This is a genomic window from Streptomyces sp. NPDC004031 (assembly GCF_053604375.1).
This window is the reverse complement of the sequence record NZ_JBSGHL010000003.1, coordinates 70,867-92,555: the sequence shown is the minus strand read 5'-3', so window position 1 is coordinate 92,555 and position 21,689 is coordinate 70,867. Positions and strand designations below refer to the sequence as shown.

General features: G+C 73.2%; 17 protein-coding genes. 6 read left to right on the top strand and 11 right to left on the bottom strand.

Annotated elements, in window-relative coordinates; genetic code table 11:
• Nucleotides 1-58: 58 nt before the first annotated feature.
• The 4 genes from ACWERV_RS02600 to ACWERV_RS02585 form a co-directional block, all read right to left on the bottom strand.
• Entirely contained in the window at nucleotides 59-2,200 is a 2,142-nt protein-coding gene (locus ACWERV_RS02600; RefSeq protein ID WP_452927759.1) for an ATP-binding protein, read from the bottom strand.
• Nucleotides 2,197-2,904, bottom strand: coding sequence for a DUF4255 domain-containing protein (locus ACWERV_RS02595; RefSeq protein WP_452927757.1), 708 nt, complete (start codon nucleotides 2,902-2,904; stop codon nucleotides 2,197-2,199). Before ACWERV_RS02595 ends, ACWERV_RS02600 begins: the two co-directional genes overlap by 4 nt.
• Nucleotides 2,901-6,086, bottom strand: a complete 3,186-nt coding sequence (locus ACWERV_RS02590) for a hypothetical protein (protein WP_452928066.1) — start codon at nucleotides 6,084-6,086, stop codon at nucleotides 2,901-2,903. Before ACWERV_RS02590 ends, ACWERV_RS02595 begins: the two co-directional genes overlap by 4 nt.
• A 285-nt stretch (nucleotides 6,087-6,371) precedes the next feature.
• Nucleotides 6,372-7,073 carry a LuxR C-terminal-related transcriptional regulator gene (locus tag ACWERV_RS02585; protein ID WP_452927754.1) on the bottom strand — a complete coding sequence of 234 codons (702 nt, stop codon included), beginning with the start codon at nucleotides 7,071-7,073 and terminating at the stop codon, nucleotides 6,372-6,374.
• Nucleotides 7,074-7,369: 296 nt separating this feature from the next.
• On the opposite strand from ACWERV_RS02585, the gene ACWERV_RS02580 reads away from it, so the two are divergent.
• A complete protein-coding gene (locus ACWERV_RS02580; protein ID WP_452927752.1) occupies nucleotides 7,370-8,713 on the top strand; it encodes a COG1470 family protein in 1,344 nt (447 codons plus the stop codon).
• Nucleotides 8,714-8,779: 66 nt separating this feature from the next.
• On the opposite strand, the gene ACWERV_RS02575 is transcribed toward ACWERV_RS02580, so the two are convergent.
• The 4 genes from ACWERV_RS02575 to ACWERV_RS02560 form a co-directional block, all read right to left on the bottom strand.
• A complete protein-coding gene (locus tag ACWERV_RS02575) occupies nucleotides 8,780-9,403 on the bottom strand; it encodes a DUF6000 family protein (protein WP_452927750.1) in 624 nt (207 codons plus the stop codon).
• A 43-nt stretch (nucleotides 9,404-9,446) separates the two neighbouring features.
• Nucleotides 9,447-10,100, bottom strand: coding sequence for a Uma2 family endonuclease (locus ACWERV_RS02570; RefSeq protein WP_452927747.1), 654 nt, complete (start codon nucleotides 10,098-10,100; stop codon nucleotides 9,447-9,449).
• A 282-nt stretch (nucleotides 10,101-10,382) separates the two neighbouring features.
• Nucleotides 10,383-11,369 carry a pirin family protein gene (locus tag ACWERV_RS02565; RefSeq protein WP_398174909.1) on the bottom strand — a complete coding sequence of 329 codons (987 nt, stop codon included), beginning with the start codon at nucleotides 11,367-11,369 and terminating at the stop codon, nucleotides 10,383-10,385.
• Between the two features lie 141 nt (nucleotides 11,370-11,510).
• Nucleotides 11,511-12,023 (bottom strand): SseB family protein, encoded by a 513-nt coding sequence (locus ACWERV_RS02560; RefSeq protein ID WP_398174912.1) that lies wholly within the window; start codon nucleotides 12,021-12,023, stop codon nucleotides 11,511-11,513.
• 179 nt (nucleotides 12,024-12,202) lie between these two features.
• Between ACWERV_RS02560 and ACWERV_RS02555 the strand changes: the two genes are divergently transcribed.
• The 3 genes from ACWERV_RS02555 (at nucleotide 12,203) to ACWERV_RS02545 (ending at nucleotide 16,157) form a co-directional block, all read left to right on the top strand.
• On the top strand, nucleotides 12,203-14,029 hold the full coding sequence (locus ACWERV_RS02555; RefSeq protein ID WP_452927744.1) for an acyl-CoA dehydrogenase: 1,827 nt from the start codon (nucleotides 12,203-12,205) through the stop codon (nucleotides 14,027-14,029).
• 136 nt (nucleotides 14,030-14,165) lie between these two features.
• The gene (locus ACWERV_RS02550) at nucleotides 14,166-14,792 is read left to right on the top strand and encodes a Uma2 family endonuclease (protein WP_452927741.1); all 627 of its coding nucleotides are present in this window, start codon (nucleotides 14,166-14,168) and stop codon (nucleotides 14,790-14,792) included.
• Between the two features lie 69 nt (nucleotides 14,793-14,861).
• On the top strand, nucleotides 14,862-16,157 hold the full coding sequence (locus ACWERV_RS02545; RefSeq protein ID WP_452927738.1) for a M18 family aminopeptidase: 1,296 nt from the start codon (nucleotides 14,862-14,864) through the stop codon (nucleotides 16,155-16,157).
• 70 nt (nucleotides 16,158-16,227) lie between these two features.
• On the opposite strand, the gene ACWERV_RS02540 is transcribed toward ACWERV_RS02545, so the two are convergent.
• Nucleotides 16,228-17,463 (bottom strand): hypothetical protein, encoded by a 1,236-nt coding sequence (locus tag ACWERV_RS02540; RefSeq protein ID WP_452927736.1) that lies wholly within the window; start codon nucleotides 17,461-17,463, stop codon nucleotides 16,228-16,230.
• A gap of 100 nt (nucleotides 17,464-17,563) precedes the next feature.
• Nucleotides 17,564-18,820 carry a hypothetical protein gene (locus ACWERV_RS02535; RefSeq protein WP_452927733.1) on the bottom strand — a complete coding sequence of 419 codons (1,257 nt, stop codon included), beginning with the start codon at nucleotides 18,818-18,820 and terminating at the stop codon, nucleotides 17,564-17,566.
• Nucleotides 18,821-19,026: 206 nt separating this feature from the next.
• Between ACWERV_RS02535 and ACWERV_RS02530 the strand changes: the two genes are divergently transcribed.
• Complete coding sequence (locus ACWERV_RS02530) at nucleotides 19,027-19,254, top strand: hypothetical protein (protein ID WP_398176026.1); 228 nt, start codon at nucleotides 19,027-19,029, stop codon at nucleotides 19,252-19,254.
• A gap of 34 nt (nucleotides 19,255-19,288) precedes the next feature.
• On the opposite strand, the gene ACWERV_RS02525 is transcribed toward ACWERV_RS02530, so the two are convergent.
• Nucleotides 19,289-21,154 carry an NHL domain-containing thioredoxin family protein gene (locus ACWERV_RS02525; RefSeq protein WP_452927731.1) on the bottom strand — a complete coding sequence of 622 codons (1,866 nt, stop codon included), beginning with the start codon at nucleotides 21,152-21,154 and terminating at the stop codon, nucleotides 19,289-19,291.
• A gap of 40 nt (nucleotides 21,155-21,194) precedes the next feature.
• Here ACWERV_RS02525 and ACWERV_RS02520 point away from each other — a divergent pair, with 40 nt between their 5' ends.
• The gene (locus ACWERV_RS02520; protein ID WP_452927728.1) at nucleotides 21,195-21,680 is read left to right on the top strand and encodes an LURP-one-related/scramblase family protein; all 486 of its coding nucleotides are present in this window, start codon (nucleotides 21,195-21,197) and stop codon (nucleotides 21,678-21,680) included.
• The last annotated feature ends 9 nt before the right edge of the window (nucleotides 21,681-21,689 follow it).

Below are 21,689 nucleotides of genomic sequence, written 5' to 3'. Positions count from 1 at the left end.
CGCCGCAGCAGGTCGGACGGCCTACGCGGACCTGTCGGGGGTGGCGCGCGGCCGGTCGTCAGGTGTCGGTGATCTGCGCGAGCCAGGGGCCGAACTCGCCCGCCAGGACCAGGCGGCCGAGCTTGCGGTACTCCTGCGCGATGGACGTCACCACCTGGCGCATGGTCAGCGGGCCGTCCGCCTCCGCCGCGAGGTAGGCGGCGGTCACCGCACAGGCCCGGATGGAGCCGCCCGCCAGCTCGAAGCGCTCGGCGCAGAAGGCCAGGTCCAGGTCGGCGGCGCGCGGCAGCCGCTCGCCGAGGCAGCGCTCCCACAGGTCCCGGCGGCGCCCGGCGTCGGGCATCGGGAAGTCGGCGACGACGTCGATCCGGCGGGTGAAGGCCGCGTCGAGGTTCGCCCGCAGGTTGGTCGTCAGCACGGCGATGCCGTCGAAGGACTCCATGCGCTGGAGCAGGTACGCGGACTCGATGTTGGCGTGCCGGTCGCTCGCGTCCTTCACCTCCGAGCGCTTGCCGAAGATCGCGTCGGCCTCGTCGAAGAGCAGCACCGCGTTGACGGCGGAGGCCTCGGTGAAGATCCGCTCCAGGTTCTTCTCGGTCTCGCCCACGTACTTGTCGACGACGGTGGACAGGTCCACGACGTAGAGGTCCATGCCCAGGTCGGCGGCCACCACCTCGGCGGACATCGTCTTGCCGGTGCCGGACTCGCCGGAGAAGAGCGCGATGACGCCGCGCCCGCGGCCGCCGCCCGGCCGCATCCCCCACTGCCCCAGCACCTGGTCGCGGTGCCGGGCGCGCAGTGCCAGCTCGCGCAGCCTGCGGTGGGTGGGCGGCGGGAGGACCAGGTCGTCCCAGCCGACACCCGGCTCCACCCGGCGGGCCAGCCGCTCCAGGCCCGCGCCGTTCTGCGCGCGGACGGCGGTGCGCAGGTCGTCCGCCGCGACCGGGCGCCCGGCGAGCGCGGCGGTCCGCACGGCCACGTCGGCCGCCCGGCGCAGCTGCCGCGCGTCCAGCCGGTGCGCGGCGACGGCCGCGGCGAGCGCGGCGGCGTCCTGCGGGGCTGGGCCCTCGGGGCGTACGGCCTCGTCCTGCGGGTGTACGGCGTGGGCGGCCTCGTCCAGGGCGTGGCGCCAGCGGGCGGCCTGGCGTTCGGGGGAGGGCGCGGGGACGGTCAGGACGACGGGGCCGTCCGCCGCCCACGCCGGGTCCCAGGCGGAGCCGCCGTGCGTGAGGAACGGGATGCCGCGCAGGGCCGCGCACAACTCCCCCAGCACGCGGGCGCGTTCGGCGGGCCGGTCGGGCAGCGCCTCCAGCGGGCCGAGCACCGCCCCGGCGCCGGTCAGCCGCGCCTCGCGGGCGGCGGCGCGGGCGATGTCCGGCACCTCCGCGGCGCGCGGGGCGAGCGCCGCCGCGTCCAGCACGAGCGGGCGCAGCCCGGCCGCGCGCAGCGCGGCGACGGCGAGGCCCTCGGCGTCGCCGCCACGGCTGCGCAGGTGGACCAGGCCCGTCCCGGTGGCCGCCGCGGCGGCCACCGCCCGGACCCGCGCGGGCTCGGCCGCCGGGTCCGGCGCGGCCTCGCCGAGGACGGCGGCGAGCCGGGTGTCGGGGCGGGAGCCGCCCAGCAGGTGTGCGGTCACCCGGTCGGGCACGGTCAGCGTCCGGGAGAGCGGGGGCCGTTCGGGTTCGGTGACCTCCAGCAGGCCGCCCTCGACGAGCGGCGCGCCGGGGGCGAGCCGGAAGCGGTCCGCCGACATGCCCGTGCGGCCGCACAGTTCGAGCGCGAGCCCGACGCTGGGGCGGCGGCGCGTCAGGTCGTCGTTGAGGTAGCCGTAGAGCGACTCGAAACGGGCGTCGAGGTCGGGGGCGAGGGCGACGAGCAGCAGGTCCAGGTCGAGCGCGGTGAGCCCGAAGCGGGCGGCGAGCCCGTCGAGCACGGTGCCCGGCGCGGGCCGCCAGCTCCCGGCGGCGGGCATGCCGAGTCCGCCGGGCCCGTCGAGGATGCGCTGCGCGGCCTCGGGCGTGAGGTACTGCCCCCGGTAGGGGTCGTCCGGGTCCGGGTCGTCACCCCGGCGCCGTTCGACGGCTCCCCGTACCCACCCCTCGACGACGGCGAGCCGCTCCCAGAGGTCGAAGTCCGGCTCCCCGGTGGGCGCCCCCTCCGGATGTGCCTCCTGCGCGAGGTTCGCGGCCACCGTGCTCATGGCTGGCGCTCCCCGCGGCGGCGGCGCGCGGGTGGGGCGCCGCGGTCGCGCGGGCCCGCGAAGCCGTCCGGGCCCGGGTCGCTGACCTCCCGGTAGCGCAGCCGGCGGCCGGGGTCGGTCTCCTCAGCGGTGTGGACGGGGTCGGTCGTGCGCAGCACCAGGCCCTCCGTGACGGGCGGCGCGGTCTGCCGGGTGACACCGGCGAGCGGGGCGCGGACCCGTACCGACACCGAGGCCTTGAGTTCGCCGCCGAAGGCCGACCAGACGTCGGCGGCGGCGGGCGCGTCCATGCCCGTACCGGCGGTGTCCAGGCCGACCTGGAGGTTCAGTTCGGCCAGCGAGCCGCCGAGCAGCCGGGCGGGCAGCGTCTCGGTGGAGGTCAGCGTCGCGAGGATCTGGGAGAGCAGCATGTGCTCGTCCTGCGGGCGGGTCGCCCACGCCGTGACGAGGTAGGTCAGGTCGAACCAGCGCGGCGGGGTGCGCCGCCCCACCACGTGCCCCTCCTCGTCGTAGATCTCCCCCGCGCCGTTGCCGCGGCGGCTGACGTCCTCGCGGATGTCGTAGAGGAACACGCACACCGTGGGGCCGCCGCGGCGCGCGGCCCATTCCTTCGTCGGGGCGTCGAAGACCACTTCGACGCCCGACGCCTCCAGGCCCGATTCGGTGATGAGCCGGCCGAGGGCCTCGTCGACTTCGTGGATCACCGGCGGGTCACCTCGTCCGGCGGCTGGATGCTGCCGCTGACCACCAGGAAGTCGATGGGCTCGCAGGTGAATCCGGGGCCGGTGGCGGTGATGGTGCGCGGGCCGGTCTGGTCCTTGGTGAGGATGAGCAGCTGGCCGATGAAGGTGCCGTCCTTGCCGGGGAAGGTGGGCGCGGCCGCCGCGGTGATGCCGGGGTTCCACGTGAAACGTACCGGGACGCCGGGCGGGAAGTCCTTGCCGCGGACCGAGGTCACGAAGCCGGGCTTGCCGATCGGCGGCACCGCGATGATCACCGGCTGGAGGATCCGCAGCTTCTGCCGGGCGGTGTTGTCGCTCAGGTCGGCGTCCGTGCCGGTCGTGGTGAGACGGCCGGTCACGGTGCCGGTGAGCGCCTTGTCGGGGCTGAGCACGACGGTGACGACGACGCTGCGGCCCGGCTTGAGGTCCGGCAGCGCGCAGACCCACGAGCTGTCGCAGCCCGGCGGCGGCCCGGAGTTGGGCAGGCCCGCGGGCAGCCCGATCCGCAGCCGCAAGCCGGTCGCGAGGGCGTTGCGCCCGTTGCGCACGGTGTAGCTGACGACGACCTTGCCGCCGACATAGCCCGGGTTGGGCTGCGCGGTGACGTGCACACCGGGCCCGGCCTTGGGCGCGGGCGGGGCGGGCGGCTGCGTCGGCGGAGGCGTGGTCGGCGGCGGTGTCGTGGGCGGGGGTGTCGTGGGCGGCGGCGTGGTGGGCGGCGCCTCCCGCACGGGCACCACGGTGTCGCCGTCGTTGTCGTCGGGCAGCGGGTCGATGACGCTGCCGGTGACGTGCCAGCGGATGGGCGCGTCGCCGGGCACGTCCCCGATCACCGTGACGGTCACCGGCACGCTCTCGCCCGGCGGCACGACGCCGACGTTGCACTGCAGCGACGCGGCCTCGCAGGTGTGGCCGGGCCAGGTGATGCCGGTGACCCGGACGCCCTCGGGCGGCAGGACCGTCAGCACCGTGCCGGGCGAGGCGGCGGGGCCGTGGTTCACCACGTTCACGGTGACGGTGGTGGGGGTGCCCACGGTGACCGGGGGCACGGTGCCGGGCGCGTCCACCGCGAGGTCCACGGACTGCTGGACGGACGGCTCCTTCTGCCGCCCGGCCAGCTCCGAGGTCAGCGCCGTGACGGTGCCGGTCGCGACGTCCAGCAGCCGCAGGTGCTCGGGGCTGTTGGGGGCCTCGGCCTCGCGGGAGGTGAAGACGACGCTCTTGCCGTCCGCCGTCCAGGCCGCGTCCCGCGGCTGGAAGGGGCCGGTCTGCGAGGTGTCGGGCAGCTCCTGTGTGCAGGCGTTGCCGCGCGCGGCCTGCGGCAGCAGCACCTTGCAGCCGCTGCCGTCGGCGGCGACCTGGATCAGGCCGTCGTGCTCGTCGGTCTGCTGCGCGCCGCCGTTCTTGCGGTTGAAGACGATGCCGCGGCCGTCCGGTGAGAAGGCCGGGCTGTCGTCGATGACGGTGCAGTTCGCGGGGCAGTTGCCCGAGGTCACGTCGTGCTGGTCGGCGAGGTCGGCGACGGGCGCGGTCCAGATGTGCTTGCCGCCGCCCTGGTCCGCGGTGTCCCGGGTGAAGGCCAGCACGGTGCCGTCCGGCGACCAGGTGGGCTGCGCGTCGTGGCCCTGCACCTGACCGGCCGGCGGGGTGATCTTCCCGGTGATCGCGCCGGACTTCGCGTCGGCGATGAGGACCTGGCTGGGACCGGCCGCGTCCAGGACGCCGCCGGGGGAGGTGCGGGTGAAGGCGATGTGGCTGCCGTCGGGGGAGAAGGTCGGGTCGGTGTCCCAGTCGGTGGCGTTACGCCCGCCGAGCGGCATGGGCTCACCGTTGGTGCCGTCCGCGTCCACCAGCCAGATCCGCTCCATGCGCGCGGAGTCGGGGTTGCCGGGATCGACGTCCTCGAAGCGGGTCACGACGATCCGGCGGCCGTCCGGCGTGTAGTTCTGCCGTTCGCTCCACGGGTCGTAGCCGGCCGCGGGCACGAACAGCGGGTTCTTCGTCGGATCGGTGTTCGTCCAGGCCGCCGGGTCCTCCTCCAGGATCGTCACCCCGAGGTCGCGCGGGTCGGAGCCGTCCATCCGGACGTCCTGGAGGGTCACGATGCAGGGGTTGGCCGCGGTGTCGCGCTCCACGATCGCGCCGCCGCCGTCCACCGGGCCGGACCAGGTCGGCGAGGTGACCTCGCGGTCCTCGGTGAGCACCAGCGAGGGCTGGCCGTCGGAGTGCAGCGTGGTGCGGAAGACATGGTCGAAGTCGCCCTCGCAGTCGCACGTGATCTCGGGGCTGAGGAAGACCACCTCGTTCCCGTCGGGCAGCCAGGATGCCCCGTGGGCCCGCCAGGAGGCGTAGTCGCCCGCCATGAACGGCTGGTCGGTCGTGCCGTCCGTCACCCGCAGCCGTGGGCTGCCGTTCGCGACCGCCGCCGCGACGGCCTTGGCCCCCGTCAGACGCGGGCCGCTGTCGGGCGGGATCGTGGCGGTGTAGGCGATGAGGTCGCGGTGCGCGTCGTCGTCCACCGGGTTCCACACCGGTTCGGTGGCCGGGCCGTTGGCGGGGTCGCTGATCCGGGTGAGCGGGCCGCCGTCGAGGTCGCGGACGTAGATCTGGGGGCCGGTGAGCGGGTCGTTGTCGCAGGAGAACGCGATCTGCTTGCCGTCCGGGGAGACGGTGGGGCTCTCCTCGTTGTCCGGGGTGTCGGTGAGCCGGGTCAGGCCGGTGCCGTCGGTGTGGACGAGCCACAGGTCGCGCTGGGTGCCGCCGCCCGCGGCCGGTTCCGCGGCGTCGAAGACGACCGAGCCGCCGTCCGGGGTGAGCCGCGGGTGCGCGGCGTCCATGCCCTTGGTGAGCTTGAGCACCGAGCCGTCCGCGGACCGCAGGTAGATCTGCGGCTTCGGCTCGTCGCGGAGACTGGCGAAGACCAGCTGGTCGCCGAGCGCCGCCGGCTGGGTGTCGTAGTGGGTGGGGCCGTCGCCGAACAGCGGGGTGCTGTTCTTGGTGTCCTGCGCCGTCACCTGGCCGAGGCTGCGGTGCTTGGTGCCCGCGTAGGTGATCCGGTCGTCCGCGCCGGTGGCCGCGGCGGCCGCGCGCGGCGTGGCGGAGCTGCCGCCGCCGCTTCCCCCGGCGGCCGCGGTGGCCCCGAGCAGCGGGACCAGCAGCAGCAGCGACACCCCGGCTCTTCCCAGGCGAAAGCGCCTGCGGGGGTCGGCAGGTCCGGTCACGGTCCCCTCCCAGGGTGCTGCGGCGTTCGGGTGCGTGTACGGGCGCGCGACCGTACGTGTGCGGCCGTACCGGCGTGCGCGGGTGCGCGTGCGCGGCCGTACGGGGTGCGACCCTGCCAGCCTGCCGGGCGGCGGCCCCGGGCGGCAGGGCGCGGAGGCCGTATCCGGGGGAAGCAGCGATGTGCTTTCGGGAAGCCGCGGCTCCCCCCGAGGTACGGCCCGCGGCCGTCAGATCAGTCCGTTGCGCAGCGCGTAGCCGACCGCGTGGGCCCGGTTGCGCAGTTGCAGACGCGTCGTGACCTCGTGCAACACGTTCTTGACGGTGCGTTCGGAGTACGCGGTCTTCCGGGCTATCTCTGCGGTGTCCATGCCCTCCGAGACCAACCGCAGCATGTCCGCCTCACGTGTCGTCAGGCTGGACAGGGACAGGCCCTGCGGCTCCAGCTCCGAGCGGTGCAGGCTCGCGACATGCGTGAGGAGCTTGCCCAGCATGTCGCCGGGCAGCACGCCCTCACCGTTGGCGATGGCCTTGACCAGGTGCAGCAGCCGGTCCTGGTCCGCCTCGGCACGGCGCAGCACGGCGGCCACCCCGCACTCGATGACCCGCTGGAGCGCGCCGGGCCCGAGACTGCCGGCGATCAGCCCGGTGCGGGTGGCGTTGTTGTGCCGCAGCCGGTGCAGCAGCGCGGCGACCTGGTCGTCGACGCCGTCCACGACCACGAGCGTGACCTGGGCCTGATCCGCGTCCGGGCCGTCGACCAGCTCGATCTCCGGGCGCTGGCGCAGCTGCTGGACGATGCCGACGCGAAGGACGAGGTCGGCGGCATGGACGGCCACGGTCACCCGGGCCGGACGCGTGTCGTGTAAAACCCCGGGGGCTGCGGAGGCCACCCGGGCCGGGGCGGGTTCGTGTGACGCGACTACGGACATGGTTCAGGCTCTCCTCTGCGCATGGCACGAGTGTCATGCGTTCCGCAAGTTCTGTAGGTGTTCGGTGACGGGCTTTCGGAAGCATCGGGTGCACGCAGGGGCGGTCAGTGGCGTCGGAGGAGTACGTCGGGCGAGGGTCGCACGGGCCGTTGACCGACTGCGTGTCAGTCGTATTAATGGAACAACTCTGTTCAACAACAACATAGTTGCACTGACTTCCCGGGCATTACCTCTGCCCTTGTATTGCCCTCGTCACACCTCGTGTCGGCCCCGTCCACGGATCTACGCTCGCGTGCGTGACGCCTTCTGCAGCCTCTTCCGGTACCGGTGCGTCCGGTCTCGACATTCCGGAAGTGGCGGTCGCCCCCGGCGGCACCGCCACGACCACGCTCACCGTCCGCAACGACAGCGACATCGTCGAGGCGTACAGCCTGGAGGTCGTCGGGGACTGCGCGCCCTGGTCGACCGTGGAGCCCGCGCGGGTCTCCCTCTACCCCGGCACCGCCGAGACCGTGACCATCCGCCTGGATCCACCACGTTCCCCGGAGGTACGGGCAGGCGCGGTGCCCCTCGCGGTACGTGTGCTGCCCGCCGAGCACCCCGACGCCGTACGGGTGCCCGAGACCACCGTGCACATCAGCGAGTTCCACGAGCTGCGCACCGAGCTGCTGCCGCGCCGGCGGCGCGGCTGGCTGCGCGGCCGCTACCGGCTCGCGGTGCGCAACCAGGGCAACACCCCGGTGCGGGCGGGCTTCACGCCGGGCCAGGCGGGCGACGAGCTGAAGTTCGCGTTCTCACCGACGCGCGTGGCCCTGGAGCCCGGCGAATCCGCGGAACTGCGGCTGCTGGTGCGCACCGGGCGGCCGATCTGGTTCGGCAAGGCCGTCACCCGGCCGTTCGCGCTGACGGCGACCGAGTACGCCATGGAGCCGGTCACCCCGGAGATCCCCGTCACCGACGAGAGCGTGGCCCCGCGGCCGCCGCTGGACGGCGAGTTCGTCCAGATCCCGATCTTCCCGCGCTGGCTGCTCGCCGTACTGGCCGCGATCGTCGCGCTGCTGCTCCTGTGGTTCACGCTGGTCCGCCCGACGGTGCGCAGCACCGCGAAGGCCGCGGCCAACAAGGTCGTCCACCCGCAGCCCAGCACCGGCTCCCAGAACGCCCCCAATCCCGGCGACGCGGGCGCCGCCCCGACCCCGAGCCAGGGCGCCGGCACCCAGGCCAGCACCGGAGGCACCGGCGGCGCCAGCGGCGGCACGGGCGGCACCGGCGTCGCGGGCAGCCAGCAGGCCTCCCAGACCATCGACGTCAAGGCCTCCGCCGGGCAGACCAAGACCGGCGTCTACCAGGTCCCCGCGGGCCAGGTCTTCCGCGTCACCGACCTCGTCGTCGCCAACTTCCAGGGCGACGAGGGCGTCCTCACCATCACCTTCGGCGACCGCACGATCACCACGATCGCCCTGGAGACCTTCCGCAACCAGGACTACCACTGGGTCACCCCGATCGAGGTCGCCCAGAACGAGTCCGTCTCCGTCGAGGTCACCTGCCAGAAGCCCGGCACCCCCGCCACCGGCAAGCAGTCCGCCGGCTGCCACGAACTCCTCAACGTCAGCGGCCTGGTCGGCACGATCACCAACTGACCCCCACCGCCCCAAGAGGACCCCGCCCACCAACCCGGCCGGGGCCCTCGGCATGTGCACCCGGGCTCAGGCCTTCCTCACCGTGCAGTGCCCGGCACTCTCCTCGGCGAGCGCGCAGCACCGGCCGACGGCCTCGCGGTGCCGGTCGGGGGCCCCGTATCCCGCACCGCCCTGCCCGGCGACCCACCGCTCCCAGAGGCCGTCCGGGACGAGGAACCGGTCCGCCCGACCGGCCCCGAGCCTGACATCCAGCACCATCAGCGCGCCGAGCGCGGCCGCCTGGTCGTGGTCGAGGTCAGGGCGGCGCAGGTAGCGGTCGAGGTAGGCGGCCAGGAGTTCCGCGTCGGCGGAGGTGCCGAAGCTGGCGAGCGCGACACAGTAGTCGTCCCCCGCCTGGGATTCCTCACCGGCGAAGAGCAGTTCACCGAGTCGGCCCCGGAACTCGCTCCTCCCGGCGACAGCGATGAGCCACGCCGCCGTCCTGCTCTCCCGCCACCCCCCGTCGAGCAGGATCCCCAGCTCACGGCCCGAGACCCGCCCCGCCGCCCGTCCCAACCGCCGCGCGAACCGGGCCCGTTCGCGCTCCCCCATACCGACGAAGAGCCCACCGAGCTTGAGGTACCGCTGATCGCGCGTGACGTAACGCCGGATCAGCTTGCGTATCTCGGCCTCGCCGTCACCGCGCAGCATGACGGCATCCTGCCGCACTCCCGCCCGGCCCTGCGGTCGGGGCTCAGAACGCGAGGTCGTCCCAGGTGACGTCCAGGGTGAAGGGCTCGGGGAAGACGATCCCCGGGCCCGTGGGCTCCCACTCCCCCACGGGGACGTAGAGGGCCGGGCGCAGCGGCTTGACGACGAGGTCGGCGACGGGGGCAGAGGTGCGCTCGTACGCGCGCACCGCGCTGATGTCCCACGTGCCGTCGGCGTCGAGTTCCACCTCCCAGTACCAGGGGATCCCGGCCTCCGCGTACCGGTCCGCCTTCCAGGCCCGGCGCTTGGGCGTGTCGGAGCCCGACAGCACCTCCCCCGCGAGGACCACGTCACTGGCAAAGGTGTCGGACCCGCGGGGTAGGCAACGGCGGACGAGGAAGTCGGGGGTGAGGAAGCTGGACTTGTCGGCGGCGAAGAACACGTTGGTCTCGACCCCGACCTGCCAGCACCGCCCCTCGCCATTTCCGCCACCCCGCATGGCCCGGCGGGCGGCGTCTTCCAGGGCGTTGCGCATCCGTACGGCGAACTGCTGGTGCTCCAGGGGCCCGCGCCGGTTCCAGATCACCTTCCGGTCCCAGAGCTCGACGTCGGCGGCGACGTCCCCGGGAAGTTTCTGGAGATCCTCCCAGCTCAGCCGCTCAGGCAACCCGAGCTTCGCGGCGTCGGACCCGTCCACGGACACGGCACCTCCCACGCTCGGAATCCCCAGACCCACGATAGCCGTTCCTCTCTCCTCGCCCCCGGGCCCTGGCCAGGACGTGTCGTCCCGCACACGCCCAAAAGCCTTCGGCGGTAGAGAACTGAACGTAATCAGCCGCATCCCACGCGTACAAGTCACCCGTTCGGATGAGCGCATCCGCGCCCGGGGGGGCGCGGTTCACTTGAACGTGAGGCCGCCGGGCGCGGCGAAGGCCCGCCCCCCGTCAGGGGAGCGGGCCCTTCCGCGGAAAGACGGCGGCTACTTGCCCAGGGGGGAGTCCGCCGGGATCGTGCCGAGGCGGCCGGCCTGGAAGTCGTCGAAGGCCTGGGCCAGTTCCGCGTGGGTGTTCATCACGAAGGGGCCGTACTGCATCATCGGCTCACGGATGGGGCGGCCGCCGAGCAGGACGAACTCGAAGTTCGCCGAGCGGGAGTCCTGGGTCTCGGAGGCCCGCAGGGTGAGGGCGTCCCCGGAGGCGGAGCCGGACGTGTCGCCCTTGCCGAAGACGACGGCCTGGCCCATGCCGAAGGGGCGGGCCTCGGGGCCCGCGAAGCCGGAGCCGGCGAGGCCGTAGGCGAGGGCGTTGAAGTCCGCGCGCCAGGGGATGGTGAGTTCGGCGCCGGGGGTGAGGGAGATGTGCGCCATGGTGATGGGGGTGTGGGTGGCGCCGGGGCCGACGTGGCCGCCGAGGTCGCCCGCGATGAGGCGGATGAGGGCGCCGCCGTCGCCGGAGGTGAGCAGCTTCAGGCCGGAGGCGCGCAGGTCCTGGTACTTCGGCGGCATCATCTTGTCCGCCTTCGGCAGGTTCACCCACAGCTGGAGGCCGTGGAAGAGGCCGCCGCTGAGGACGAGGGACTCCGGCGGGGTCTCGATGTGGAGCAGGCCGGAGCCCGCGGTCATCCACTGGGTGTCGCCGTTGGTGATGGTGCCGCCGCCACCGTGGGAGTCCTGGTGGATGAAGGTGCCGTCCATGATGTACGTGACGGTCTCGAAGCCGCGGTGCGGGTGCCAGGGGGTGCCCTTGGGCTCGCCCGCGGCGTAGTCCACCTCACCCATCTGGTCCATCATGATGAACGGGTCGAGGTGCCGGTAGTCGATGCCGGCGAAGGCGCGGCGGACGGGGAATCCCTCGCCCTCCAGGCCGCTCGGGGCGGTGGACACGGCGAGGGCGGAGCGGGAGTGGGCCTCGGCGGGTGCGGTGACCCGCGGCAGGGCCAGCGGGTTCTCGACGGTCACGGCAGGCATGGGGGGACCTCCTCGGGGACGATGCGCTTCCAATGTAGTTGAACACTGAACATCTCGCAACGCGTGACCATTCCCTCACCCGATCGGGTGCGAGAGCCCAAGGGACACAAGGGGCGTAACGGACTCAAGGAGCGGCGGACCTCAGCCGTACATCCGGCGCATGGTGAAATCGACCATCTGTTCGACAGCTTTCGCGTCGAAGACCATCCGGTGCTGCCCGTCGATGTCGAGGACGAAGCCGTAGCCGGTCGGCAGCAGGTCGAGCACCTCGGCGCCGGTGATGACGAAGTACTTCGACTCCTTGCCGGCGTAGCGGCGCAGCTCCTTGAGCGAGCTGAACATCGGGATGACGGGCTGCTGGGTGTCGTGCAGCGCCAGGAAGCCCGGGTTGTCGCCGCGCGGGCAGTAGACGCGGGAGGTGGCGAAGATCGCCTGGAAGTCCTCGGCCGCCATGGAGCCGGTCGTGAAGGCGCGCACGGCGTCGGTGAGCGAGGGCGGCGAGGGCTCGGGGTAGCCGCCGCCCATGGGGGGCGCGGCGTTCGGGTCGGCGTAGCCGTTCATCGGCGCGCCGGGGTCGGGATAGCCCGGCATGGGCGCGGGTCCGCCGGGACCCGGCCCGGGGCCCGGATTCGCGCTCTGGTCGTAGCCGTACACGGCCCCTAGCGTAACGGCGCTGCGCGGCACCCGGGCCCGGATCCCGGCCCGGATCCGGGCGCGGGCCGTGGTGGATCGATCCCGTCACATCCGGGGAGCGGGGCTTGCGCCTTATTACTGACGGGTAGCATCATGGGTGAGACGTTTTGTGACACCAGCAGCGATACGGAGCCGACGTCATGGGCCACTACAAGTCGAACCTCCGCGACATCGAGTTCAACCTCTTCGAGGTGCTCGGCCGCGACCAGCTGTACGGCACGGGTCCGTTCGCCGACATGGATGCCGACACCGCGCGCGACATCCTCGCCGAGCTGGCGCGCCTTGCCGAGAACGAACTGGCGGAGTCCTTCGCGGACACCGACCGCAACCCCCCGGTCTTCGACCCCGACACGAACACCGCACCCGTGCCGGACACGTTCAAGAAGAGCTACCAGGCCTTCATGGACGCCGAGTACTGGCGCCTCGGCCTGCCCGAGGAGATCGGCGGCACCACCGCGCCGCGCTCCCTGATCTGGTCCTACGCCGAGCTGGTCCTCGGTTCCAACCCGGCGATCTGGATGTACTCCTCCGGCCCGGCCTTCGCGGGCATCCTCTACGAGGAGGGCACGGAGCAGCAGAAGAAGATCGCCGCGCTCGCGGTGGAGAAGCAGTGGGGCTCCACGATGGTGCTCACCGAGCCGGACGCGGGCTCGGACGTCGGCGCGGGCCGCACCAAGGCGATCCCGCAGGACGACGGCAGCTGGCACATCGAGGGCGTCAAGCGCTTCATCACCTCGGGCGAGCACGACATGGCCGAGAACATCATCCACTACGTGCTGGCCCGCCCCGAGGGCGCGGGACCGGGCACCAAGGGCCTGTCCCTGTTCATGGTGCCGAAGTTCGCGTTCGACCCCGAGACGGGTGAACTGGGCGAGCGCAACGGCGTCTACGCCACCAACGTCGAGCACAAGATGGGCCTGAAGGCGTCCAACACGTGCGAGATGACCTTCGGCGACCGGCACCCCGCCAAGGGGTGGCTGATCGGCGAGAAGCACGACGGCATCCGGCAGATGTTCCGGATCATCGAGTTCGCCCGCATGATGGTCGGCACCAAGGCCATCGCGACGCTCTCCACCGGCTACCTGAACGCGCTGGAGTACGCCAAGGAGCGCGTCCAGGGCCCGGACCTGGCGCAGTTCACCGACAAGGCCGCGCCCAAGGTCACCATCACCCACCACCCCGACGTGCGCCGCTCGCTCATGACGCAGAAGGCCTACGCCGAGGGCATGCGCGCGCTCGTCCTCTACACCGCCTCCGTCCAGGACGCGATCCAGGTGGCGGAGGAGACCGGCGAGGACGCCCGCCGTCTGCACGGCCTCAACGACCTGCTGCTGCCCATCGTCAAGGGCTACGGCTCGGAGAAGTCCTACGAGCAGCTCGCGCAGTCGCTGCAGACCTTCGGCGGCTCCGGCTACCTCCAGGAATACCCGCTGGAGCAGTACATCCGGGACGCCAAGATCGACACCCTCTACGAGGGCACCACCGCGATCCAGGGCCAGGACTACTTCTTCCGCAAGATCGTCCGCGACCAGGGCCAGGCGCTCACCGCGCTCAGCGAGGAGATCAAGAAGTTCCTCGCCGACGCGGCGGGCGGCGAGGAGCTGGCCGAGGCCCGCGACCAGCTCGCCAAGGCCGCCGCCGACCTGGAGGGCATCGTCGGCACGATGCTCACCGACCTGGCGGCCACCGAGCAGGACGTCCGCAACATCTACAAGGTCGGCCTCAACACCACCCGGCTGCTGCTCGCCTCCGGCGACGTGGTCGTGGCCTACCTGCTGCTGCGCGGCGCGGGCGTCGCCCTCGACAAGCTGCCGTCCGCCTCCGCCAAGGACGTGCCCTTCTACCGGGGCAAGGTCGCCGCGGCGAAGTTCTTCGCGACGAACGTCCTGCCGCAGGTCGCCGTCCAGCGCGCGATGGCCGACACCGTCACCCTCGACGTCATGGACCTCCCGGAGGAGGCGTTCTGACCCCCGTCTGACGGAAGGCCCCACGGGCGGCACCACGGCCTTCCGACCTGCCGAAACGTCCCGCCTTCAACCTTTCGGGGGAAGGCGGGACGTTTGCGTGCGGCGCCGCCGGGCGGCCCGGCCACAATCCGGATTCGTGACCAGGACAACGACCCCCCGCCCCCGGGCCGCCGCCGACGGGCCCCGGCAGCCGGACGGCTCGCCGTGGCCCGTGCCCCCGCCCGGCGGCTACCGCCTCGACGACTTCCTCCGGCTGGACCTGCCCTCCCGCGCCGAGCTGATCGACGGCAGCCTCGTGCTGCCCGCGCCCCAGCAGGCGGGCCACGCGGTGACCACCGACCTGCTGCACCACACGCTGCGCGAGGCGGCTCCCCCGGGCCTGCGGGTGCGCCGCGAGACGGCGGTGGTGCTCAGCCCGCACAGCGCGCCCGTCCCCGATCTGATCGTCGTCACGGCCGACGACACCCACGGGCCGGAGCGGCGCAGCTACCCGTCGGACGACGTCGTGCTCGCCGTCGAGGTGGTCTCCCCCGACTCCCGGGAGCGCGACCGCGAGACCAAGCCGTTCAAGTACGCCCGCGCCCGCATCCCGCACTACTGGCGGGTCGAGACGTCCGGCCCGGACGTCCTGCCGGTGGTCCACACGTACGCGCTGGACGTGCTGACGTTCGGTTACGTCCCGACCGGTGTCCACCGCGACCGGCTCAGGGCCGACGTCCCCTTCCCGGTCAGCGTCGACCTCACCGAGATCGACCGCATGTGACCGCGCGTCCGACCGTGTCACCCGTCACCGCCCGGGTGACTGTCGGCCGGGTTTTCTAGACTGGCCGGTATGAGTTCCGCACCGCGGGTTTTCGACCGCTCGCACACCGATGACCTGGCCACCTTCGTCAAGGCGGCGCCCACGCCGTACCACGCTGTCGCCGCCGTGGCGGAGCGGCTGGAGGCTGCGGGCTTCCGGCGGGCGGCGGAGACGGACGCGTGGGACGGCGAGGCCGGCGGGAAGTACGTGGCCCGCGGCGGGGCGATCGTGGCGTGGTACGTGCCCGCGGGGGCGCGGCCCGAGACGCCGTACCGGATCGTCGGGGCGCACACCGACTCGCCGAACCTGCGGGTCAAGCCGCGGCCCGACATGGGGGCGGCGGGCTGGCGGCAGATCTCCGTCGAGCTGTACGGCGGTCCGCTGCTCAACAGCTGGCTGGACCGCGACCTGGGCCTCGCCGGGCGGCTCACGCTGCGCGACGGCTCGACGGTGCTGGTGGACGTCGACCGGCCGCTGCTGCGGGTCGCGCAGCTCGCGATCCACCTCGACCGCGGGGTCAACGACAACGGGCTGACGCTGGACAAGCAGCGCCACCTCCAGCCGGTGTGGGGCCTCGGCGAGGCGCGCGACGGGGATCTCGTCGCCTTCCTCGCCGCCGAGGCGGGCCTGGACGCCGACGACGTCACGGGGTGGGATCTGATGGCGTACGACACGCAGCCGCCCGCCTATCTCGGCCGGGACCGCGAGCTGCTGGCCTCCGGACGGCTGGACAACCTGCTGTCGGTGCACGCCTGCACCGCCGCGCTGCTGGCCGCCGTCGAGGCGGGCGGCCTGACGCACATCCCGGTGCTCGCCGCCTTCGACCACGAGGAGAACGGCAGCCAGGCCGACACCGGCGCCATGGGCCCGCTGCTCGGCAACGTCCTGGAGCGCTCCGTGCATGCGCGCGGCGGCGGCTACGAGGACCGGGCGCGGGCGCTGGCCGGTTCGGTGTGCGTGTCCTCCGACGTCGGCCACGCCGTCCACCCCAACTACCCCGAGCGGCACGACCCGACGCACCACCCCCGGGCCAACGGCGGGCCGATCCTGAAGTCCAACGTCAACCAGCGCTACGCCACCGACGGCGCCGGGCGCGGCCTGTTCGCCGCCGCGTGCGAGAGCGCGGGCGTGCCCTTCCAGCACTTCGTGTCCAGCAACGCCATGCCGTGCGGGACGACGATCGGCCCGATCACCGCCGCCCGGCACGGCATCACCACGATCGACGTCGGGGTGCCGATGCTCTCCATGCACTCCGCGCGCGAGCTGTGCGGCGCCGACGACCCGGCGTACCTGGCCGGGGCGCTCACCGCGTTCCTGCGCGCCTGAAGCACCCAGGCGCAGAGAAGCGGGCCCGCACCCGGGGGAGGGTGCGGGCCCGCCGTTCACGGGACCGGCGTCAGCGCCGGGTGAGCACCAGCGGCGCCGCGTCCTCGGCGAACGGCCCGTCCGGGCCCTCCTGGTGGCCGACGACCGTCAGGCCCTGCCGCGGGCTGTACGACACGCCGTCCGCGGTGAGCAGGCCGCCCTCGGGGGCCGCGGGCAGCGCGAGGCGGTGCCAGCCCGCGGCGTCGGACTGCGCCACGTAGCCGTCCCGGCCGCCGACCGCGCTGCCGGTGACGGTGACGCCGCCCGGCGTGAAGGCGAGGTCGTTGAGCTGCCCCGCGTCCGCCGGCACCGCGACCTGGCGCCACACGCCGCCGGTCTTGCGCATCAGCAGGGCGTGGCCCCGGTCGTTTTCGGTCAGCAGCGTGCGGCCGACCGCCCACAGCGAGCCGGAGGCGTCCACCTTCAGGCCGTAGACCTCACCGCCGAACGCCGGGTCCGGGAGCTTCTCGGTGGTCCACTTGCGGCCGTTCCAGTGCTGGATCTCCGGCACGTCGTCGCCGCCCCACCCGGCGGTGTAGACGTCGTGCCCGGACACCGCGATCGCGTTCGGCAGCCAGGTCTGCTGGTCGGGAACGGTCACCCGGGTCCAGGCGTGGCCGTCCCAGTGGACGACCAGCGCCTCCATGTGGTCCTCGACGGTCCAGCCCCCGGGCTTGCCGGGAGTCGGCGTCGCGCTGTCGAAGATCTGGAGCCAGCCGGTCGCCCACACGTCGGAGGGCCCGGCCGCGACCACCTGGGTGAGGCCGCCGCCCTCCGAGTTCGCCGGTGTCGGCACGGGCTCGGCGTGCCAGGAGGTGCCGTCGAAGTGGTCGGCGAGGATCGGCCCGCACACCTCGTAGCCGGGCGGGAAGCCGCAGTTGGCGGTGCTGCGCCCCTCCAGGCCGACCGCCCACGCCTGGCCCGCGGCGCCGGGCACGGCGGCGACGGAGTTGATCTCGTTCTGGCTGACGCCGACGCCCTCGGACGGCAGCGTCACCGCCTGCCAGCCCCTGCCGTCCCGGTCGTCCTTGCGGAGCAGCAGCGGGCTCTGGCGGACGGCCTTCGTGCCGTCGGCCTGCTGGCTGAGACCGCCCGCGTAGGTGACGTGGGCGCCGACCTGCGTGACGTCATACAGCGATCCGCTGCCGGGCGGCACGGGCTGGGCGGTCAGCGGACCCCCACCGGCAGCCGTGGCGGTGCCGGTGAGGCCGCCGGTGGCGATCAGGGCGGCGGCTGCCACCAGGGCGGCGGAGGCTGAAGTCCGCATGCGCATAGGCGAGTTCTCCGATCCGAGCGACGACGGAGGGTTCCGTCCGCTCCTCTCACGCCTGGCACCGCCCCGAGGTGACAGCCCCAGTCCCGCGGGTTCAGCGCTGGGTGAGCACCTCCGGGAGCACGTCCCCGGCCAGCGGGCCGTCCGCGCTCTCCTGGTGGCCGACGACCGTCAGGCCGTGCTGCGGGCTGTACGTCATGCCCTCCGTGGCGAGCAGGCCGCCCTCGGGGGCTGCGGGCAGCGCGAGGCGGTGCCAGCCCGTGGCGTCGAGCTGCGCGACGTAGCCCTCACGGGCGGTCGAGGCGTCGGACCCGGCGACGGCCACCCCGTCAGGCGTGAAGGAGATCTCGGTGAGCAGCCCCGCGTCGGCCGGCAGCGCGACCTGGCGCCACACGCCGCCGGTCTTGTGCAGCAGCAGGCCGTGGCCCTGCACGTCGTTCTCATCCAGCCAGGCGCGGCCGACCGCCCAGGGCGAACCGGTCGCGTCCACGCCGATGTTGTACAGCTCGGCGCCCTCGGCGAAGGCCGGGAGCTTGTCGGTGGTCCACTTGCGGCCGTTCCAGTGCTGGATCTCCGGCGTGTTCTCACCGATCCAGCCCGCCGTCCAGACGTCGTTGCCGGACACCGCGATCGACGCCGGGGTGTAGGACAGCTGGTCGGGCACGGTCACCCGGGTCCAGGCGTGGCCGTCCCAGTGGACGACCAGCGCCTCCACGTGCGCCTCGACGTACCAGCCGCCGGGCTTCGGCGGGGGGTTCGGCTCGGCGTGGTCGACGATGGTCACCCAGCCGGCCGCCCACACGTCGGAGGGACCGTTGGCGACCACCCGGCTGAGACCGCCGCCGTCCGCGTTCGCCGGTACCGGCACCGGTGTGACCGTCCAGGACGTGCCGTCGAATCGGTAGCCGAGGATCGGCCCGCACGCCTCGTGGCCGGGCATGGCGCAGTCCGCCGTCTGCAGCTCCAGGCCCACCGCCCACGCCTGGCCCGCGGTGCCGGGCACGGCGGCGACCGAGTTGATCTCGTTGAAGGTGTCGCCGAGTTCCTGCTTGGGCAGCTGCACCGGCTGCCAGCCCTTGCCGTCCCGGTCGTCCTTGCGGAGCAGCAGGGGCGACCCCAGGAAGTCGCCGTCGGCGCCGACCTCCTGGGCGACGCCGCCCGCCAGGGTGACGTGGGCGCCGGACTGGACGACGTCGTACAGCCGTCCGTTGACGTCCGGCAGGGGCTGGGCGGTGAGCGGCCCGTTCCCGGCGGCCACCGGCCGCGGGGCGGCCGAGGCGGTGCCGGTGAGGGCACCGGCGGCGATCAGGGCGGCGGCTGCCACCACCGCGGCGGAGGCCGAAGTCCGCATGCGCATAGAAGAGTTCTCCGATCCGGACGGCGACAGGAAGCGCCGCCCGCCCTTCTCACGCACCGGACCACCGTGAGGTGACACCCCAAGTGACCGTTTCCACAAGGAAGTTGAAGACAGTGCATGCAACTCCCGAGGCAGGGCAGGCGATCCACCAGGACAGCAAGCAGGAATCCGTGCGAAATCCACCTCTGGAGGCGGACACCGTGGGTATCGGAGGCTGCATCATCCTGATCGCCGCGGGCGGCATCCTCACCTTCGCGACGAACTGGCACGCCAAGGGCGTCAACCTGGACCTCGTCGGCCTGATCATGATGGCCGTGGGCGTCATCGGACTCGCCGCGTACGTGAGCATCTTCAAGCGCCGCCAGCTCCCGCCGACACGTGAGGGCGACGTACCGCCCGTCGTCGAAGAGCGCTACTACGGGCGCTGACGGCGGGCGGCACCCCGGCCCGCGGACCGGGCGCTCAGCCCTCGTCCAGCCCCGCCAGCACCAGAGCCAGACGGGTGTCCCCGGTGTCGGCCAGCCGCACCGGGACACCCCAGTCCTGCTGGTGCACATGGCACGCCGGGTACTCGTTGGCGGGGTCGTCGTCGCAGGACGCCGCCATCGCCGAGACGTGCAGCACGCCCTCGGGGACGGAGGGGTCGAGCACCAGGTCGCGGAAGAGGTCGGTGCCCTTGCCCGCGCCGTCCGTGAGCAGCTCCGGCGGGGTCGCGCTGACCAGCAGCCGCGTCGAGGGGCCGTACCGCTCGTCGAGCTTCTGCCCGGTGGGCGCCGAGAAGACGACGTCCAGCCGGAAGGCCCCGGGCGCCACGTCGGTCGCGGCCCGCTGCGTACGGTGGGCGACGGCCTCGACGCGTACCGCCTCCTCGGGCAGCCGCAGCCGGGTCAGCCGGTGCCGGGCGGACTCCACGACGACGATGTCCCCCGCGACGACGGCCGCGTCGGACGGCTCGCGCAGATCGGTCGCCAGCGTGCTGACCTCACCGGTGACCGGGTCGTAGCGGCGCAGCGCGTTGTTGTACGTGTCGCTCACCGCGACCGAGCCGTCCGGCAGCCCGGTCACGCCCAGCGGGTGCTGGAGCAGCGCCTGGCCCGCGGGCCCGTCCCGGTGGCCGAAGTCGAACAGCCCGGTGCCCACCGCCGTACGGATGACATAGCCCTCGCCGTCGGCGGCGCGCTCGGCCCACCGCAGCGCGGAGGTCTCGGAATCGGCGATCCACAGCCTCCCCCAGCCTCCGGCCGGGGGTGCCCCCCGCTCGCCTCGCTCCCCGGAGACCGTCAGCCCGGACGGCTGGGCGAACCACGCCTCGTGCGCCGGGCCGTCCACCAGACCCTCGTTGGTGGTGCCCGCGGCGACCTCGACCCGCTCGGTCACCGGGTCGTACGTCCACAGCTGGTGCACGCCCGCCATCGCGATCCACACCCGGTCCTCGAACCACGCGACGTCCCACGGCGACGACAGGTCCACCTGGAGCGCCTGCCCCGCGGTGGGCGAGCCCTGCCACCACTGGCGGCCCGTGCCCGCGACCGTCGTCACCACACCGGACTCCAGGTCCAGCCGGCGCAGCGCGTGGTTGACGGTGTCCGCGACGACCACACTGCCGTCCGGCAGCATCGCCAGACCCTGCGGCTCGCTGAAGCGCGCGGTCGCCGCGTCCCCGTCCGCCAGGCCCCGCACCCCGCTGCCGATCCGCCGCACGACGCTCTCGCCGTCCGCGGCCAGCTCCACCAGGGCGTGCCGCGTCGAGTCCGACACCAGGTAGTGGCCCGAACCCGGCAGCGCCAGCATCTTGCCGGGGAAGCGCAGATCCGTCGCCACGGGCTCCGGCGGCACGTACGGGCCGTCACCACGGCGCAGCGTGCCCTTCGCCGCGTGCTCGGCCTCCAGCTCCGTGACGAGCCGCTCCAGCGCGTGCGCGTGCCCCTCGCCCGCGTGCTGCGCGACGACGTAGCCCTCCGGGTCGATCACCACGAGCGTCGGCCACGCCCGGACGGCGTACTGCCGCCAGGTGGCCAGCTCCGGGTCGTCCAGCACCGGGTGGTGCACCTCGTAGCGCTCCACCGCGTCCACCACCGCGTCGTGCTCCGCCTCGTGCACGAACTTCGGCGAGTGCACGCCGACGATCACCACGGTGTCCCGGTGCCGCTCCTCCAGCTCCCGCAGCTCGTCCAGGACGTGCAGGCAGTTCACACAGCAGAAGGTCCAGAAGTCCAGGATCACGATCGACCCGCGGAGGTCGGCGAGGGAGACGGTGGCCCCACCGGTGTTCAGCCAGCCGCCCCTGCCGGTCAGCTCGGGCGCCCGGACGCGTGCACGTGCAGTCATGTCCCCATCCAACAGCATTTCCCGGGGTAGGCATTCCCGTATGAAATACGTGGTGCGGGAGAAACTGCTCGCCATCGGCGAGGACTACTGGATCGAGGACGAGGACGGCCGCCGTGCCTTCTACGTCGACGGCAAGGTGCTCCGGGTCAGGGAGACCCTGGAGCTCCAGGACCCCGACGGCGAGGTGCTCGCCGTCATCCACCGCAAACTGCTCACGCTGCGCGACGCGATGACCGTGGAACGCGGCGGGGAGATCCTCGTCACCGTCCGCCGCCGCAAGCTCGCCTTCCTCCACGAGGTCTACCGCGCGGAGCTGGCCACCGGCGAGGAGCTGGAGATCCGCGGGGACCTCATCGGCAAGGAGTACGACATCGAGTACGAGGGCGAACGGCTCGCCCGCGTCTCCCGCCGCCTCCTGTCCCTGCGGGACGCGTACACGGTGTCCGTGGAGCGTCCGGACGCGGACGCGGCGCTGCTCATCGCGATGGCGGTCTGCGTGGACCGCCTCGCGGCGAAGGAGGACTGACCTCCCACC

Coding starts and splice junctions, on each gene's coding strand:
- ACWERV_RS02600 (WP_452927759.1), bottom strand. CDS start 2,200: ATGAGCACGGTGGCCGCGAACCTCGCGCAGGAGGCACATCCGGAGGGG.
- ACWERV_RS02585 (WP_452927754.1), bottom strand. CDS start 7,073: ATGTCCGTAGTCGCGTCACACGAACCCGCCCCGGCCCGGGTGGCCTCC.
- ACWERV_RS02575 (WP_452927750.1), bottom strand. CDS start 9,403: ATGCTGCGCGGTGACGGCGAGGCCGAGATACGCAAGCTGATCCGGCGT.
- ACWERV_RS02565 (WP_398174909.1), bottom strand. CDS start 11,369: ATGCCTGCCGTGACCGTCGAGAACCCGCTGGCCCTGCCGCGGGTCACC.
- ACWERV_RS02555 (WP_452927744.1), top strand. CDS start 12,203: ATGGGCCACTACAAGTCGAACCTCCGCGACATCGAGTTCAACCTCTTC.
- ACWERV_RS02545 (WP_452927738.1), top strand. CDS start 14,862: ATGAGTTCCGCACCGCGGGTTTTCGACCGCTCGCACACCGATGACCTG.
- ACWERV_RS02540 (WP_452927736.1), bottom strand. CDS start 17,463: ATGCGGACTTCAGCCTCCGCCGCCCTGGTGGCAGCCGCCGCCCTGATC.
- ACWERV_RS02535 (WP_452927733.1), bottom strand. CDS start 18,820: ATGCGGACTTCGGCCTCCGCCGCGGTGGTGGCAGCCGCCGCCCTGATC.
- ACWERV_RS02525 (WP_452927731.1), bottom strand. CDS start 21,154: ATGACTGCACGTGCACGCGTCCGGGCGCCCGAGCTGACCGGCAGGGGC.
- ACWERV_RS02520 (WP_452927728.1), top strand. CDS start 21,195: ATGAAATACGTGGTGCGGGAGAAACTGCTCGCCATCGGCGAGGACTAC.